Raw genomic sequence first — 18,237 nt, forward strand, 5'->3', positions numbered from 1 at the left:
AAATTAGGTGTCCAAATGGAAATTGGCAAACTCTCAATCATATCAAAAGCAATACTACTTTCATGCTCTGTCTCATTACTCTCAGCTTGTGGTGGTTCTTCAGATAAACCCGTTGAAAATACAGAAATAATAGAATCAGAAAAATCCTTCTTTGATATTACCGTTATTGACGGCTATATTCGTGGTGCTATCGCCTATATTGACTTAAACAGCAATAAAGTACGTGACAACGACGAACCTTTTGTCGTGACAACCGAAGGCGGCAAAGGGCAAATTGATATTACTGACTTAGGTCTGCCACCAGAGAGCATCAGCATTATTGTCGATATTCCTGCCGGCGCTATCGATGAAAGTACTATTACCGATGAAAACCCTGCTGGTATCGCTATTACTGATGAAACCGCATTTCAATTATTTTCATTACCCGGTCAAAATTTAGCAACACCACTTACCACACTGGTAGTGATTACCGCGCAAACGTCTGGTATCGATATCGCAACGGCAATTGCACAGGTAGCCGACAACTTAAACATTACTGTCGAGCAAGTGAACAGTGATTATATTGGTGCCCAAGATACTCAATTAGCAGTGCTTAACGAATTATTAATTGCAAATAATGTTATTCCACAAAATATTACTCAGGGCGTTGACGCCGCTGATGTACTTATAGCGACTCATGTGGCAAGTACACTGTCGAATGTTATTCAAGCAGCCAATACTGCCGGCAACTTTAGCGCAGAAGATAGCTCTGTTATCGATGCAGTGGCAAAAGTCACTACGACAGCGATAAAACGTTTTGTTGAAAATAATAAAGCAACATTCTCAACAGAAACATTATCAAACTTTGAAGTCATTATTGCAGACATTTCGAAGACCACAGTAGAGAGCTTTCAACCGTTAATTACCGCTACCGAAACAGTGAGTGAAGCGGACATTACTAATGCAGCTCTACAAGCTAACATCATGACTGATGTGGTTGAACGTTTATTGAATGGTTATGTTGCTGAAGGCGTAACTACCGACCTTACTGATAACATTCTTAATAATGTAGCTACTGTAGCTGCGACTGTTAAAACCACTATCGATAACATTATTGCTAATGATAAAGACAGTGAGCAACCGCTTGATATGAAAGAGCTTGCTGATATTGCCAAAGTAACAGCTGTAGCAGTCACTGAAACGCTAGCAAGCCTTGCAGATGAAACATTAACTGAGCAAGAAATTGCTAATGCACTAACGCAGAGCGCTCAAACAACGGCTGAGTATTTAGAGCAAGCTATTAGAAACGACATCGAAATAAATGATTTTGATGGCGATAGCATAGTAAATGACGAAGATTCAGATATTGATGGCGACAACGTATTAAATGCAGATGATGCTTTTGATTTTGATGCTACTGAATCCGTTGATACAGACGGTGATAACATTGGTAACAATAGCGATACTGACGATGATGGTGATAACGTTGCCGATAGTGACGATGCCTTTCCATTAGACAAAGATGAATCTGTCGATACTGATGGCGACAACATTGGTAACAATGCCGATACTGATGATGACGGTGATAACGTTGCTGATAGTGACGATGCCTTTCCATTAAACAAAGATGAATCTGTTGATACTGACGGCGACAACATTGGTAACAATGCCGATACGGATGACGATGGTGATAATGTTGCTGATAGTGACGATGCCTTTCCTTTAGACAAAGATGAATCTGTCGATACTGATGGCGATAACATTGGTAACAATGCCGATACTGACGATGATGGTGATGGCGTCTTAGATATTAACGATGAGTTCCCTGAAGACAATAGCCTTACTACCTCACTACGTGTTAGTGATATTGAATTCACCGATAAAGTACTGCGTTTATGTGTTATTGATAACTACAGTGGCAGCACTTACGCGGAACATGTTTATGAATTATCGTGTGAAGGTTCTGGTCCCCCTGTAAGGAGTGATAATACTTACTTTTACCAGCAAGGTGATCAATATGAAACGGGTCACTACCTAAATCGTTATTATGGTACGGACATTGCTGGTTTTAGTGGTATTTCTGCATTAAGCAACTTAACAACATTGGTTATGCCTAACTCAAACATATCTGATGTTGCTTTGTTAGCGAGCCTAACTAAGCTAAAAACACTTGAGCTAACCTTGGCTGAAAATACCGATATTTCACTACTCAGTAATTTAGTTAATTTAGAGTCAATTGCTATTTCAGACTATAAGCTTGATTATTTTGCTACTTTATCGGTATTACCAAAGTTAAAATCACTGACTACAACGATTGAGTACCCAGGTCCGTTCGACATCGAAGCAATTGTTTTAGCTAATGATGAAAAATTAGCAACTATTGCCACGCTGACGTCACTTGAAACACTTAATTTAGCAATACGTTATGGGATTTCAAGTGTAGAGCCCTTATCAACACTAAGTAATTTAATGCACTTAGGCCTAATCAACTCGGGTAAATTTTCCAACCTAACGGGTTTAACAAGTTTGTCAAACTTAGAGACACTGGTATTAACATCCCCTCATTTTGATAATGGCACATCCGATTTAACTGGCTTGTCTAATTTAACCTCATTAACCATGATACGTAGTTCTGTAAGTCCTGAAACTATTATATCACTGCCTGTAAGTCTTCAAAAATTGTCAATGCGAGATAGTAATCACTTTGAGTCGGTACAGTTTGAAGGATTAATAAACCTAGAAAGTCTTGAGTTATCTAATATTGGAAAATCCCCAGAAATTTCTGCTTTAGCAGGTCTAATTAACTTAAAAGAACTTGATTTATCAGGTAATAATTATTTTGACGATGTTTCCGTCATAGCAGAGCTCACTAACTTAAAGAAGCTGAACTTAAGCGATAATTTTAGTCTGAATAATATCTCAGCATTAGCTGACCTGACTAATCTCGAAACTTTAAACTTATCTGGTACTTCTGTGGATAATATCTCTGCTTTAGCTGGCCTGACTAGTCTTGAAACCTTAAACTTATATAACACAGGCGTAGCTGAACTATCAGCGATTAGTGCATTAACCAGCCTTAAGGTTTTGAATCTTGAAAGTCTAGAGCTAGGTGACATAACACCATTATCGAGTCTGATTAATTTAGAAGTATTGAATATTGCAGAGTCTGACGTATCTGATCTTGCACCATTAAGCAGCTTAACTAAGTTAGAGACACTGAACATCGAAGGTCTAGGAGTTAATAATTTAACGCCAATTGAAAATCTAATGAACTTAAAACATTTAAAATTTGATCACACAGATATTACAGATATTACAGGTATTAGCCCATTAGCATCGTTGGTTAATTTGGAATATATTAGTTTAGCCGATACTGATGTAGCGGATCTTTCGCCGTTATCTGGTTTAGTGAATCTTGAAACGCTACTTTTAAACGGTACTCAGGTTGAAGACCTAACGCCGTTAAGTGATTTAACTAACATTAAAAAAATAAATATAGGAAGTACCGGAGTTACCGATCTAACTGCATTAGTTAATTTCACTCGGCTTGAGTATTTGAACTCGTTTGGCCTTGATATGAGTGACTTAACCCCGTTAACTAACTTATCTGCTTTAAGGATACTAAGGGTAGACCATACCAATGTGATTGACTTAGCACCATTATCTAGACTACATAATTTAGAGGGACTGCACATGTATTATATCGATGTATCAGACTTATCTCCTTTATTTGAGCTGAACTCTTTATTGTTGATAGAAGCTTATGGCTTTGATGACGAACAGGTTGAACCCTTGGTGGAAAAGGGTGTGTTTTTCTTTGATGAGCCTAGATAACATTGTATTTTGAATGCAGTGAGTGTATTAAAGTTAAATTACTTTAATGTGCACGCAGTCAATAAAAAGAGGTTATGTTAATTCATAACCTCTTTTTTTTATGGGTTATATGTTGCTTATTATATTTGGGCTAGATTTTTAGAATGCACCTAACTAAGGTATTAGGTCACTCAGCATTACTTTCATTAGAGGATGTGATGGGAGCTGTATGAATAAAGGAACGTAAATGAAAAGCTAACTACAACAATTGCTTAGCCTAACCTTCCATTAGTAACATTTCGACAATTTGATTCATATCGAGATCGAACTCTTCTGCTCGAACACCTTTGACGATGGAATCTTCACTGTTTGATAGGTCAATTTCTTGCTTATCTAAAAAGTGCTTTTGTTTAACATGGTAAAAGGTGTGCACTTGCGGATTTGTTGGGTTTTTATCATTCCTAACTTTCACTAATGCTAATTTGTTTGATTCTAATTGCACCAATGAACCAACGGGAAAAACTCCAACACATTTAATAAACTGATCAACTAACTTACTGTCTAGCTGATTTTGGCTCGCTAACTCGCGTAAAATTGCAAAAGATTTACCGTGAGCAAATCCTTTTTTATAAACACGTGTAGCCGTTAATGCATCAAAGATATCGCAGATGGAAATCATACGGCCATACAGGCTTATATTTTCTCCTTTTACTTGGAATGGATAACCACAACCATTGAGCTTTTCATGGTGTAGGGTTGCCACTTCAAGACTAAGTGCGCTAATTCCAGGTGTTTCCTTGATGATATCTATGGAGTGATTTGCATGGGTTTTCATGATGGTAAATTCATCATCAGTTAATTTACCTGGCTTATTAAGGATTTCATTGGGTATCTTTATTTTGCCAATATCATGAAGGAATGCACCGATAGAAAGTTGCTCAATGATGTTCCTTTCTAAACCTAAATAGCGTGCGAAAAGGGTGATATAAACAGAAACTGCTACAGAGTGCTCTAAGAGGTAATGATCCTTTTCTCGAATATTTAACATACAGGCTAAGGAATCAGGACTATTAAATATTGCATCAATAGATTTATTGGTCACTTCAATAACAGGTGATAAATCTAAAGTACTGCCACTCAGTGCATCATTAAATAGTTTTTTTTGTATGCCTTTGGACTCATTAAATATTACTTGTGCTTCTTTAAGGTTTTCGCTGTTTATAATTGATGTTTTTGTTGGGACAAGGGTACTTTTTTTGTTGGTAGGCTTTAGTGTTTTACTACCGTCAATTAAAACACGGTAAACACTTTTGCTTTTTAGGTGGTTAATCACAGCGTTACTTTTGATGTGTCCAGCCGCCGTTAAAGAGAAGTTACCCTCTTGCTGAATAATTTTTACCACATAATGGCCAATTTTTAATTCAGAAGTATCTTTTTCAATTAACATGCTTAATACCACGATTAATAAATTCTTATTTAAAAAGCTCTAAAGTACTTATGTGTAATGTATGTAATATGTGCAATATGAGTAATTTTAGCGAGTGATTGACTATACGCTAAATAATGGTAAGCAAGTAAACTTCTAGTTCAGATTAATAATAGTTGTAAAATTCGGTGTTGGCGTCAAAATTGCTTTAATATGATTACCTGATTTAAATAATTTTAATACATACCGCTTACTTGCCGATACAGGGAGGTCAGCTGATTCAGCTTAGTTAGGATTCTTATGCGTACATTACTCTTCTTTTTTATTTTTTTGTTAGGCAGTTTTTCAGCATTCGCTATGCAGAAAAACATGCAAGCTGTGCAGATTTATACTGATAATCAATTACTGGATTTGATCAAAGAGAATAAACATTTAAGCCAAGTAGTTCTCGATGAGTGTCAATTAGTACAAGACATTGAAGCGCGCGCAAATAAAGCAAATATGCCCTCGTATCAATTTTTGTGGGGTGACATGTTAGCCTATGGTGTTTGCGTCAAAAAAGACATTGCCCTCGGTTTACATTATATGAGTCTAGCCGCTGATCAAGGCTTAGCAGAAGGCTTAGAGCAGCTAGGACGTTATTATCATATGGGTAAATTTATGCAGGTAGATATTGACCGCGCCATTGTTTATTTAAAAACAGCAGCAAGTTTAGGTAACTTACCAGCACAAATGCGTCTTGCTGAGATATACGAGCATGGCTACGGTAGTCCGTTAGACTACCCAGCATTATATTCTCAATTACATCACTCTATAACTGATGATAAAGTAATGCATAATAAAATCAGTGGCTTACTTTTAGTTCTTGCGAGTAAAATGCCAAGTAAAGTCATTGAACAAGCGAAAAGAACAAGTTATACAAATTAAGCAAAAGCGTTAGCGCGGTAAATAATAACTTTATGGTATACTGGCAGGTAGATATCCTTAAATACTGACCCATTATAGTGACCTATAACGATCCACACGCTAAACGCGAAGCCAAAAAATATGAAAAGCCAGTCGCCTCACGCGAATTATTGCTATCAATCATCGAAAAATGCTCGCCACCACCAAGTTTTAATAGCTTAGTCAAAACGTTAAAGTATGACGAAGAATATCAACTTATTGGTTTGAAGCGTCGTTTACGTGCGATGGAAAATAGTGGTCAGTTGATTTTCAATAAATTCAAACAATATGCATTGCCGGAAAAAAATAGCCTGCTAAGCGGCAAAGTTATTGGCCACCGTGACGGTTTTGGTTTCTTTTCCCCTGATGATGCTTCGATTACCGATAAAAGAGGTAAAGATTTTTATATCTCCTCTCATGAAATGCAGCGTGTTTTTCACGGTGATATCGTGCAAGCCATGTTGGTTGACCGTACGGATCGTAAAGGTCGTAAAGAAGTTAAAATACTTGAGGTCATAGAACCGAGAAAAGCACCTATCGTTGGTCGATTATATATTGATCATCATGTGTGCTCTGTTGTTTCAGAAGACAGTAAAATTAAACAAGAAGTGTTGATTGACCCACAAGCAAAAATGGGTGCTCGACACGGACAAATGGTCGTGGTTGAGTTAGTACAAAGACCAACTAGACGTTCACATGCTATCGGTAAAGTTATTGAGGTCTTAGGTGATCACTTAGCACCGGGCATGGAAATTGAAATTGCCTTACGTGCCCATGATTTACCGCATCAATTTTCGCATACTGTACAAGCTGAAGTAGCTAGTATTGCTGATGAAGTTGAAGAATCAGCCAAATTACCACGTAAAGATTTACGCGACTTACCCTTGGTTACTATTGATGGTGATGATGCGCGAGATTTTGATGATGCTGTTTATTGCGAACCGAAAAAATCTGGCGGTTGGCGCTTATGGGTTGCTATCGCTGATGTGAGCTATTATGTGCAACACGGCACCGCTTTAGATGATGAAGCGATATCACGTGGTAACTCGGTGTATTTTCCTAGCCAAGTTATTCCTATGTTGCCAGAGAAACTTTCTAATGGCCTTTGTTCACTAAATCCAGATGTAGATCGTTTATGTATGGTCAGTGAAATGACCGTTAGTGCCAAGGGTAAATTGACAGGTAGTAAGTTTTATCCGGCAGTAATGCGTTCTCATGCCCGTTTCACTTATACCAAAGTGGCTGCCATTCTTGATGGTGATGAAGCGCTTTGTCAAGAATACCAACCTTTGGTTCCTGATTTAAAAAATCTTGAAGATATGTATCACGCGCTAACCGATGCTCGACTTAAACGTGGCGCTATCGCATTTGAAACGCAAGAATCTATTTTTCTATTTAATGAAAATAAGAAAATCTCCGGTGTTGTGCCACTTATTCGTAATGATGCGCATAAAATCATTGAAGAATGTATGATTTTGGCTAATGTCGCGACGGCAAAATTTATTGAAAAGCATGAAAAGCCAGGATTGTTCCGTGTTCATGAAAAGCCTAATGAAGATAAGTACCGTAATTTTATCACTTATTTAAATGAGCTTGGTTTGTCACTACCATCTAAAGCAGAACCAGAACCAAGAGATTACGGTGATATTTTAGCGAGAGTCGCAGGTCGCCCAGATCAAGAGCTTATTCAAACCATGTTGTTACGCTCAATGCGCCAAGCTGTCTATCAAACTGACAATGAAGGTCATTTTGGTTTAGCACTGCCGTCATACAGCCACTTTACCTCACCTATTCGTCGCTATCCTGATTTAGTGGTGCATCGCGTCATTAAAGCTATTCTAGAAAAAGAAGCGACAAATGAGGCCAACGAAGGCAGTTATGATTATGCCTTACAGGAAGTGGTTGAGTTAGGCGAGCATTGTTCAATGACAGAGCGACGTGCTGATGAAGCAACGCGTGACGTTGCAGATTGGCTCAAGTGTGAGTTTATGCAAGATCACGTTGGTGATAATTTCACTGGCGTTATTTCAACGGTGACTAACTTTGGCATGTTTGTTCGCTTACAAGATTTACATATTGAAGGTTTAGTTCATATCACTTCTCTTGGTCGAGATTTTTATCATTATGATGATGTTCGCATGTGTCTGACCGGTGAACAAAGTGGTAAAAAATACCGCGTTGGTGATGAAATTCGAGTGCAAGTTGCCGCGGTAAATCTTGATGAAAAGAAAATAGATTTACGTCTTGAAGGCGTGGAAGTGGAAGAAAATAAAGGTAAGTCTAAAGGTAAATCTAAGGACTCATCTAAAGGCAAAAGCACAAGACGCTCAGGGTCAAAACCAGCGGAGGGTAAGTCAGAAAGTAAGACAGGCACTCCAGCTGCTACAGCCAAAAAAGAAAAACCTAAGAGCAAATCTAAAGGTGCATCTAAAGACAAGCCAAAAGAAAAGAGTAAAGCTAAAAAGCGTAGTGCACGTAAAAAACGCCCAGGTAAAAATGCCCGAAAAGGTACTAAAGACACTGCTTAAACAGTAGCTAAACATGGCTTGTAAGCCTCGTTGTTCATATAAAATAGAGAAAGATCATGGCGAAAAATGAAGAATTAGTTTTTGGTATTCATGCAGTTAATGCCTTAATGGACGCTGCTCCTGAGCGTTTTATTGAAATATGGTTATTAAAAGGTCGTGAAGATGATCGCATAATGCCAATTATTAATTTATCAAGAAAATACGGTATAGGTACACAATTGGCTAGTCGTAAAGCTCTTGATGAAAAAAGCGAAGGTGAGCAACATCAAGGCGTAATCGCCCGTGTAAGACCTGGAAAAAGTTATACCGAAAATGATATTGATGACATTATTCTTGCCGCAGAAAAAAAAGGTATTCCACCATTCTTTCTTATTTTAGATGGTGTTACTGATCCTCATAATTTAGGTGCTTGTTTACGTAACGCTGATGCAGCGGGTGTACAAGCCATTATTGTGCCAAAAGATAATGCCGCACAAATTACGCCTACTGTTCGTAAAGTTGCGGTAGGAGCGGTTGAAAGTGTGCCTTTAGTACAAGTAACTAACTTATCCAGAACGATGAAGCAGCTTCAAAAGCAAGGTGTATGGATTGTTGGTACAGCAGGAGAGACTGATACGTGTTTATATGATGTCAAACTTGGTGGGCCTATGGCACTTGTAATGGGCGCTGAAGGTAGAGGAATGCGCAGACTAACGCGTGAAAACTGTGATCAACTAGTGAAGCTTCCTATGGCTGGTACTGTTTCAAGTTTAAATGTATCAGTAGCAACAGGTATTTGTTTGTTTGAAATGGTACGTCAACGTTCAATCTAATTGCTATAGATTCTTGTATTAAAAAAGGCTTATTGTTTAAAACAATAAGCCTTTTTTATTAAGCTAATTTTACTAAGACAAGATTTTTCAGCTTACTTATAATAGCTTAAGCATTTCTCAACTTCGTTTTTAGAGCCCATAATAACTTCAACACGTTGATGGATGCTTTCTGGTTCTATATCCATAATACGGCCTTGGCTAGTCATTGCTAAACCACCGGCTTGTTCAAGTAAAAATGCCATTGGGTTAGCTTCATACATTAAACGTAGTTTGTATGGTTGCTCTGCTTTTCTGCTGTCTGCAGGGTAAGTGAAAATACCACCGCGACATAAAACACGATGAATATCACCAACCATGGCAGCTATCCAACGCATGTTGAAGTTTTTACCGCGTGGACCTGTATCACCCGCAAGTAAATCATCAATGTAATTTTGCATAGCTGGCTGCCAAAAACGCTGGTTAGACATATTAACTGCAAACTCTTGCGTATCAACAGGTACTTGTACATTACGTTCTACTAATAAGAAACCGCCATGAGTTCTGTCTAATACATAAAAGTGCGTACCGCTACCGGTAGTCATCACTAACATAGTTGATGGACCATAAAGCACATAACCAGCACATACTTGCTTGTCACCAGCTTGTTTAAACATATCATCATCACCAGCTTTAATATCTTCTGGTGCTTCATGAATTGAGAAAATAGTACCAATCAATGAATTGATATCGATGTTAGAGCTACCATCGAGGGGATCAAAAGAAACAATATATTTGCCATTTTCATCACCAGCAACTGAATGATCTTCTTCTTCTGATGAAATCGCTTTAACAAAACCCGACTCAAGTAAGATATCTTTGAATAATTCATTGGCAACCACATCTAGCTGTTTCTGAACTTCACCTTGAATATTTTCATCAAGGGTAGAGCCCATTACGTCGCCTAAATGGCCTTGGCTAACACGAAATGAAATCTCTTTCGTGGCAGCTAAAATAGTTTTTATTAATGAAATTAAATCAAGAGGTACATTATCTTGACGTAAAGCTGGGGCTAGTCGTTGCATTAGGTTACCTAAATTACTTTAAAGTTGATTGTATACTTTATAAAATTCGCCAATAATACTGGCCGATAGTAGTTTTATCATTAAGGCTGAAAGTTTTTATGAAACTATTCAAAATGATATTCATGATAATTATAGCAAGCTTATAGCTGATATTAGTAGCGTTTCCTTGTTATTTCGTTTGTGTTTATTGATATACCCGTTACCAATCAAAGTGCAGGATTTCAGTGGGAATTAAAATTACTTTAGGCAAGGCAAATAATTTAAGCATAGTTATTCTATGGTTTGATTATTTAACGCCGTATAAAGTGATTTTAAACCCATCAAAGAAGCGCTTGAGTAACATCACTTCATCGTTGCTGTGACTTATAATGGAACAACCATTATTTTATCACAGCGCCTTGAATTGAAATTAATCAAGCACTCTGAAAACTACATCTTGAATGGTGACGGGTATAGATATAGCAAGGCTATCATTTGTCGGATACTTTGTACTGCCCCCCATTTAAAGGAAATAATATGAATTTTGTTCGTGGCTTGATGCTTTTATGTATCTGCTTGGCTTTTACTACCAGCGCTGCTGATGTTAAGAAAGCGAATTTTGCTAATTTTATAAAAGATAAAACCTTACAGCAGGGCTATTTTTCTTTTTATCATGATGAAGAGGAAGGCAAAGTTTATTTGCAGATAGAGAAATTTGAGCAACAGTTTCTATTTCAGTCCAGTTTACCCCACGGCATTGGCTCTAATGACATTGGTTTAGATCGAGGTCAATTAGGTGATACCCGCTTAGTGCAATTTGAGCGCGTTGGTAATAAAGTATTTTTAAGGCAGTTGAATCCTTATTACCGAGCAAACTCTGACAATTCATTAGAGCAACAGGCGGTTGATGAGGCGTTTGCCAGTTCAATTATTTGGGGTTTCAAAGTTGTTGCGAGTAGTAAAGCTAGCAATAAAGGTAAGGGCGCGAGCAAAGTCCTAATAGATTACACCCCTTTTTTACTGTCGGACATTCATAATATTACTCAAAAATTAAAAAAGGGTAAGCAAGGAAACTTTAAAATAGATGAAAGTCGCAGTGGTTTGTATCACAAGCGCACTAAAGCTTTTCCAGAGAATACTGAATTAGAAGCAACGGTCACTTATAAGGGCACAGATGCTGGTAAGTATTTAAAAGCGGTGACTCCCGATGCCAGTGCTGTCACGGTAAACTTACATCATTCATTAATAAAATTACCTGATAACAATTATCAAACCCGCCAGTTTCATCCCTACAGTGGTTACTGGTCGATAGATTATGCTGATTACGCCAGTGCTATCGACGAGCCGTTAATAAAACGTTTAATTCCCCGCCATCGCTTAGCCAAAAAAGATCCAAAAGCATTAAGCAGTGCAGCCGTTGAACCTATTGTTTATTACCTTGATGCAGGTGTGCCAGAGCCTATCCGCAGTGCGTTAATTGAAGGCGCGATGTGGTGGCAACAAGCTTTTAGTGAGATTGGTTATCAAGATGCCTTTCAAATAAAAATATTACCTGAAGATGCTGATCCAATGGATGTACGTTATAACGTTATTCAGTGGGTGCATAGAGCAACGAGAGGTTGGTCTTATGGTAGTTCGGTTATTGACCCTCGCACTGGAGAGATAATCAAAGGTCATGTTACTTTAGGCTCTTTACGCGTAAGACAAGATTACTTAATTGCCCTTGGTTTGACTTCACCTTTTACTAATAAAGAAGGTGAAACAGGAGGAAAGGCCGATACTAGCACAATGCAAGCCATGGCATTAGCGCGTATTCGCCAGTTATCAGCACATGAAGTAGGACATACTTTAGGTATTGCGCATAACTTTGCCGCGAGTGTTAATGATCGTGCCTCGGTCATGGATTATCCGCATCCTTATATTACGTTAGATGAAGAGGGCGAAATAGATTTATCACAAGCCTATAAAGAGAATATTGGCCTTTGGGATAAGTATGTCATCGCTTATGGCTATGGCGATTATGAAAAATCAGAAAGTGTGAGTGAAGAGCAACAATTAGCAAAGCTTGTTAAAGAAACACAAAATAAAGGTTTTTTATATGTATCAGATGCCGATGCTCGTCCATCGTCGGGCGCTCATAATACCGGTCATTTGTGGGATAACGGCAGTAATGCCGCCCAAGAATTAAGCCGAGTAATGAAGGTGCGCGCTAAAGCATTAGAAAATTTCGGCTTGAACTCTATTGCGCCAAATACGCCCCTGTCGGAATTAGAGCAAGCGTTAGTGCCTATTTATAATTTTCATCGTTATCAGGTTGAAGCAACAGCGAAGCTTATTGCTGGCGTTGATTATGCTTATGAAGTGAAAAAGGCCTATGAAGTAAAAACAACTGATATAAATGAGGAGCTTGAAAATACTGCAGAAGTAAATGAGAGTAACAATGATATAGAAGAAGAGCTTCAGCGTGTACAAGCCGTTTCAGCGGCTATGCAGCAGCAGGCATTAACAGCGCTGCTATCAACATTGGATAGTGAATTTTTAACCTTGTCAGAGGATATTATAAGCCTTATCCCACCTAAGGCTTATGGTTATGCGCGTACCAGGGAGAGTTTCTCTTCACAAACAGGGCTTACTTTTGACCCTATTAGTGCCGCACAAGCCAGTGCTAAACATACCCTAACGTTTTTACTCAACAAGGAACGTTTAGCTCGTTTACAGCAACAAGCGGCGTGGTATCAGAAAAAAGGTAGTAGTGCTCAACAAGATAATGCCATTTTTTCAGTACAACAAGTGATAACACAACTACTGAATAGCACAATTAAGCAGAGCCCAGAAACAGGTTTGGCTTTGTTAGTACAGCAAAGAGTTAATCAGCAAGTTGTTGAGCAATTGTTAGCGCTATGGCATCAAACGCAGTTAGTAACTGAAGTACGTAGTGAGGTTTATGTTAGTTTAAAAGGGTTAACTGATTGGCTCGACGATAATAATGATAGTCGCCGATATTCGGCATTATCTGCTCAGTTTATATTACTTGAGCAGCAAATTAAGTTTAGCTTAGAGCAAAATAAACCAGCAGCACCCGCAAGCAAAATATCAATGCCTCCTGGCTCTCCTATTGGGGGGTAACCACTAGGGAATGTTAACTGAATACTATGACGAGCTTAGCAGCTAAGCTCGTCATCTTTCTTAACGATTAATATCAAGTTTCAATCGCTTCTGCCAAAGGAGATGCTTGTTTACGCTTTATTGGTTTAGCCAACACTACTAAGTTTCCTGCCAGCATCAAGCCTAAGCCAATGAAAGTATAACTATCCCAAGTGAACCCTTCGACAAAACTTGAAATAACCACAGCTACTGCAGGAAACATAATGGTTGCATAAGAGGCTTTATGTGCGCCAATTCTAGCCAATAACGTTAAATAGCAACCAAAAGCGATAACAGATCCGAATATTGATAAATACAATAGTGAGCTGATGTATTCAACCGTGAATGAAAAGTTAAAGGTTTGACCTTGAACAAGCGCCAGCACAAACATAAAACTACTGCCATACAACATGCCCCAAGCAGTGGCAGGTAATACAGCCATATTGTTATGCTGATTTTTAATTGAAATCATATTACCGGTAGAAGCAAACAACACGCCAATTAAGCACAAACCTAAGCCCAGCAAAGTACTATTACCAAAACTTACATTACTTATTTGTGGCCAAAATAAGGTAACAATACCCATTAAACCTAATGCACCGCCGTAATAGACTTGACTAGAAATACGGGTTTTAAACCACAGGCGAGCATTAATAATATTGACTATCATCAAAGTAGAAAAAGCAATACTGGTTAAAGCCGAGTTAATATGTGCTTGGGCGTTATAAAGTAAATAATAATTACAGCCAAATAAGGTTAAACCAAAAGCAAAGAGTTGCACATGCTGCTTAGCGGAAAACTTCAGTGGTAATTTCTTGAAGCGACAATAAGCAAACATACAGACAGCGGCTAAACCAAAACGGTAAACAATAGACACTTCAGCAGCGACTTCACCTAATTGATAATTAATAGCAATCCAAGTTGAGCCCCAAATGATGACGGTAATTATGTATAAAAGCGTATTGTTCATTAACTTTGCCACTCCATGAGTAGAACTAAATAGGATAAGGGTGACATTGTAATGATAATTTGATTTAATAACATATACAGAAATATGAAAATGTAACCTATACAGTTACTGTTGGTAATTAAAGGTATAAAAATGAAATTATTAGATAAGAGCTCTTCAGCATATTTATATCAGCAAGTTATCGACTTTATAGAGCACCAACGAAAAATAGGGGCTTTACAGGCGGGTGATAAACTCCCAAGTTTACGTAAATTAAGCCGTCAATTTGAAATCAGTGTGCCAACGGTTAAGCAGGCGTATATTGAACTGGAACGACAAGGGCAGGTCTGTGCAAAACCACAATCGGGCTATTACTTACAAGCCGCGCAAGCAAGAACATTAAAACCACGACCTGCTAAATGGGCGCAATGTGCGCCGGTAGAAGTGCAAGGTCGCAGTATGATTGAGCAAGTTCATGCCGCTGTGCATTTACCCGATACCGTCGCTTTAGGTATCTCCAATCCCATTCAAGCACATCCACCTGATAAAGCATTGGCCCGATTAATGCGATCTGTGTTGAGTAAGGTCTCAGAAAAGGCGGTTAGTTACGGTCCGGTAACTGGCGATGCCAAATTACGTATGCAGTTGGCATTTCGATATCAAGACCAAGGTGTTGAAACTAATCCTGACGATATTGTTATCACCAATGGCGCACAAGAAGCACTGTCTATTGCCCTGCAATGTGTTGCCAAACGTGGCGATGTTATTGCGATTGAATCACCCTGCTTTTTTGGCATTATTGAGTTGATTGAAACATTAGGTATGAAAGCGCTAGAAGTTTATACCTGCACAGAAGATGGTGTTTGTGTTGAAGACTTAGCTGAGGCGATTAATCAGCATGATATTACCGCCTGTTTGTTTTCTACGGCGATAAATAACCCATTAGGCTCAATGAAAACTGATGAGCAACGCCAAGCGATGGTGTCTCTATTAGAACAACATGATATTCCGTTAATTGAAGATGAAGTGTATAGCGAAATATACTTTACTGATAACAAGCCAAAACCTGCACAGCTATATTCTGAAAAAGGCTTGGTGATGACGTGTTCTTCATTTTCTAAAACAGCGGCACCAGGCTATCGTATTGGTTGGCTACTGCCTGGTAAATTTGAAGAGCAGGCAAAACGGATAAAACGAGCACAATCTAGTTCGACACCAATGCTGCAGCAGTGGACTTTAAATGAGTACTTACTTAGCGGAGATTATGATCGCCACCTTTGCGTATTGCGAAAGACGCTAGCGTATAACTGCGAGCGAATGCGGGCGTTGATAGCCGATCATTTTCCACCCGAAGTTTGTATCTCAAAACCCCAAGGTGGCAGTGTGCTGTGGCTGCGTTGTCAGTCTCACGTTAATACCAGTGCGTTTTTTCAAGAAGCGTTAGCACAAGGGGTAAGCTTTGCTCCTGGCGTTATTTTTTCACCTTCGGGTCGATATAAAAACTATATGCGCGTTAGTTTTGGCGTGTTATGGGGCACAGATATAGAAGTGGCAATTAAGGTCTTAGGACAATTGGTCTATGAACACACTAGCATACAAAAAACTGCACAACTGATGGAAAAGTAATGACAGTACAAAAACATAATACACAAATAAAGCATGAGAATATGGAACAAAAAACGACACAACTAAAGGTGTCTTTGAAGTTACTTTTACCTTTGCTGGCCTCTATTTTGGCGGTATCTCCTTTAGCGGTAGATATGTATTTATCGGCTATGCCAAGGTTAGCTGAGTATTTGAATACACCCATGTCTATGGTGCAAAATAGCCTAAGTATCTATTTGTTGGGTTATGCACTTGGCTTGATATTATTTGGTCCTATGGCGGATAAATACTCTCGTCGTACACTTGTTTTGATAGGCATAGGCGGCTTTTGCATAGCGAGTTTATTGTTACCTTTTGTTAGTAACATAGAGCAATTTCTTACCGTCAGGTTCTTTCAAGCTTTTGTCAGTAGTGCAGCAACCGTAGTAGTGCCAGGCGCAGTCCGTGAATATTACGGTAAAGATACCGCAAAAGGTCTTTCTTATGTCAGCATGATTATGATGTTGGCACCTATGATAGCTCCCAGTATTGGCAGTGTATTGTTGCTTGCTCATAGCTGGCAGCTCATTTTTTACGTACTAGCGGCTTACAGCTTTATTGTTTTGGTGTTAGTGATGAAATACTTACCCGATGCGGCCAATACTGATGCCTTTAAGGTAAGTGATTCAGCAACAGGACACTTGCCAGTTAAGGTAAAGGTGCAACTGAGCTTTATTCAGCGCTATAAAATTGTATTGAATAATGCAGAAGCAAGATTAGATATTTGTACTTCTATGATGATATCGCTGGCTTTCTTTACCTACATTACTGCCATTCCTTTTGTCTATTTAAAAGTTTTTGCAGTATCTGAATACAATTTTAGTTTTTTATTCGCGTTAAATGTTTTTGCTTTAATGATCGCGCACTTTACTAACACGCGTTTTGTCGTTCGTAAAGGCTCAAGAACGATGTTACGTTTTGGCTTAACGTTAGCCATAGTTGCTGCAACGGCTTTAATGTTGGTGAATGTATTAGCATTACCGTTAATTTATACTGTTATAGCAATATTTCCGTTAATGGGCAGTATTTCTCTGATTGCTGTTAACAGTGATGCCTTAGTTCTCACTAAATTTCCTGAACATTCAGGTACAGTTACCGCGGTAATAGGTACCTTTCGTTGGGGCATTGGCGCATTAGCAGGGCCTATTTTAGCGTTCTTTTATGATGGCAGCGCTAAGCCGTTTTCCTTGTTAATGTTCTTCGCTGTGTTGGTAGTATTATGCTGTCAGCTAATGGTATGGTTTCGTAATAAAAATAGCGTTAATGCTTTAGATATACAGATTAAAAGTAAGGAATAATAATGAAAAATATAGCAGTTATATTAAGTGGTTGTGGTGTTTACGACGGTAGTGAAATTCAAGAAGCCGTATTGACAATGTTAGCGATAGCCCAGCAGGGCGCAACTTATCGTTGTTTTGCGCCAAATATAGCTCAACACCATGTAATTAATCACCTTACCGGTGAAGTCAGTAAAGATGAAAGCCGTAATGTACTGGTTGAGGCTGCACGTATTGGTCGTGGTGATGTAGAAGACTTAACTGAACTGTATGAAAAAGAGTTTGATGCCATTATTTTTGTTGGCGGTTTTGGTGTAGCAAAAAACCTGAGCACTTTCGCGTTAGATAATGGTAATTATACCGTTAATGAGCAAGTACTCACCGCAGCTAAAGCCTTTGCTCATGTTGAGAAACCTGCAGGTTTTATGTGTATAGCACCAGCTCTATTACCTATGATTTATCCTGCGGGCGTAAAAGGCACTATTGGCAAAGATAACGATACAGCGAAATTAATTGCTGCTAAAGGTTTACTGCATATTGATTGTGAGGTGACTGATGTCGTGGTTGATGAAGCACATAAAATAGTGACTACACCCGCCTATATGTTAGCTGACTCAATTACTGAAGCTGCAGTGGGTATTAATAAGCTAGTAAAGTATGTTCTTGCTTTTAGTAAGTAG

At 38.6% G+C, this 18,237-nt stretch carries 11 protein-coding genes; 8 read left to right on the forward strand and 3 right to left on the reverse strand.

The window, feature by feature from the left end; genetic code table 11:
• Nucleotides 1-15 precede the first annotated feature (15 nt).
• Nucleotides 16-3,813, forward strand: coding sequence for a leucine-rich repeat domain-containing protein (locus CXF85_RS22945; RefSeq protein ID WP_198555519.1), 3,798 nt, complete (start codon nt 16-18; stop codon nt 3,811-3,813).
• A gap of 256 nt (nt 3,814-4,069) precedes the next feature.
• On the opposite strand, the gene CXF85_RS06345 is transcribed toward CXF85_RS22945, so the two are convergent.
• Nucleotides 4,070-5,239 carry an HD-GYP domain-containing protein gene (locus CXF85_RS06345; protein ID WP_101227671.1) on the reverse strand — a complete coding sequence of 390 codons (1,170 nt, stop codon included), beginning with the start codon at nt 5,237-5,239 and terminating at the stop codon, nt 4,070-4,072.
• Between the two features lie 279 nt (nt 5,240-5,518).
• Here CXF85_RS06345 and CXF85_RS06350 point away from each other — a divergent pair, with 279 nt between their 5' ends.
• From CXF85_RS06350 to rlmB, 3 genes are all read left to right on the forward strand, one after another.
• Nucleotides 5,519-6,145: a tetratricopeptide repeat protein gene (locus CXF85_RS06350; RefSeq protein ID WP_101227672.1), complete on the forward strand. Its 627-nt coding sequence runs from the start codon at nt 5,519-5,521 to the stop codon at nt 6,143-6,145.
• 77 nt (nt 6,146-6,222) lie between these two features.
• On the forward strand, nt 6,223-8,691 hold the full coding sequence (gene rnr / locus CXF85_RS06355; RefSeq protein WP_101227673.1) for a ribonuclease R: 2,469 nt from the start codon (nt 6,223-6,225) through the stop codon (nt 8,689-8,691).
• A gap of 56 nt (nt 8,692-8,747) precedes the next feature.
• A complete protein-coding gene (gene rlmB, locus CXF85_RS06360; protein ID WP_101227674.1) occupies nt 8,748-9,503 on the forward strand; it encodes a 23S rRNA (guanosine(2251)-2'-O)-methyltransferase RlmB in 756 nt (251 codons plus the stop codon).
• A gap of 92 nt (nt 9,504-9,595) precedes the next feature.
• Here the strand turns inward: rlmB and CXF85_RS06365 are convergent, their stop codons facing one another.
• Nucleotides 9,596-10,564: a class 1 fructose-bisphosphatase gene (locus CXF85_RS06365; RefSeq protein WP_101227675.1), complete on the reverse strand. Its 969-nt coding sequence runs from the start codon at nt 10,562-10,564 to the stop codon at nt 9,596-9,598.
• Between the two features lie 516 nt (nt 10,565-11,080).
• On the opposite strand from CXF85_RS06365, the gene CXF85_RS06370 reads away from it, so the two are divergent.
• A complete protein-coding gene (locus tag CXF85_RS06370) occupies nt 11,081-13,669 on the forward strand; it encodes a zinc-dependent metalloprotease (RefSeq protein WP_101227676.1) in 2,589 nt (862 codons plus the stop codon).
• 73 nt (nt 13,670-13,742) lie between these two features.
• Here CXF85_RS06370 and CXF85_RS06375 read toward each other — a convergent pair whose 3' ends face one another.
• A complete protein-coding gene (locus CXF85_RS06375) occupies nt 13,743-14,657 on the reverse strand; it encodes a DMT family transporter (protein WP_101227677.1) in 915 nt (304 codons plus the stop codon).
• A gap of 132 nt (nt 14,658-14,789) precedes the next feature.
• Between CXF85_RS06375 and CXF85_RS06380 the strand changes: the two genes are divergently transcribed.
• The 3 genes from CXF85_RS06380 to elbB are packed head-to-tail and all read left to right on the forward strand — an operon-like array spanning nt 14,790 to nt 18,237.
• Complete coding sequence (locus tag CXF85_RS06380) at nt 14,790-16,262, forward strand: aminotransferase-like domain-containing protein (RefSeq protein ID WP_101227678.1); 1,473 nt, start codon at nt 14,790-14,792, stop codon at nt 16,260-16,262.
• The gene (locus CXF85_RS06385) at nt 16,262-17,578 is read left to right on the forward strand and encodes a multidrug effflux MFS transporter (protein ID WP_232771095.1); all 1,317 of its coding nucleotides are present in this window, start codon (nt 16,262-16,264) and stop codon (nt 17,576-17,578) included. Before CXF85_RS06380 ends, CXF85_RS06385 begins: the two co-directional genes overlap by 1 nt.
• Nucleotides 17,579-17,580: 2 nt before the next feature.
• Nucleotides 17,581-18,237 carry an isoprenoid biosynthesis glyoxalase ElbB gene (gene elbB / locus CXF85_RS06390; RefSeq protein WP_101227679.1) on the forward strand — a complete coding sequence of 219 codons (657 nt, stop codon included), beginning with the start codon at nt 17,581-17,583 and terminating at the stop codon, nt 18,235-18,237.

The organism is Colwellia sp. 75C3 (assembly GCF_002836255.1).
In the GTDB taxonomy this organism is placed as follows: Bacteria; Pseudomonadota; Gammaproteobacteria; order Enterobacterales; family Alteromonadaceae; genus Colwellia.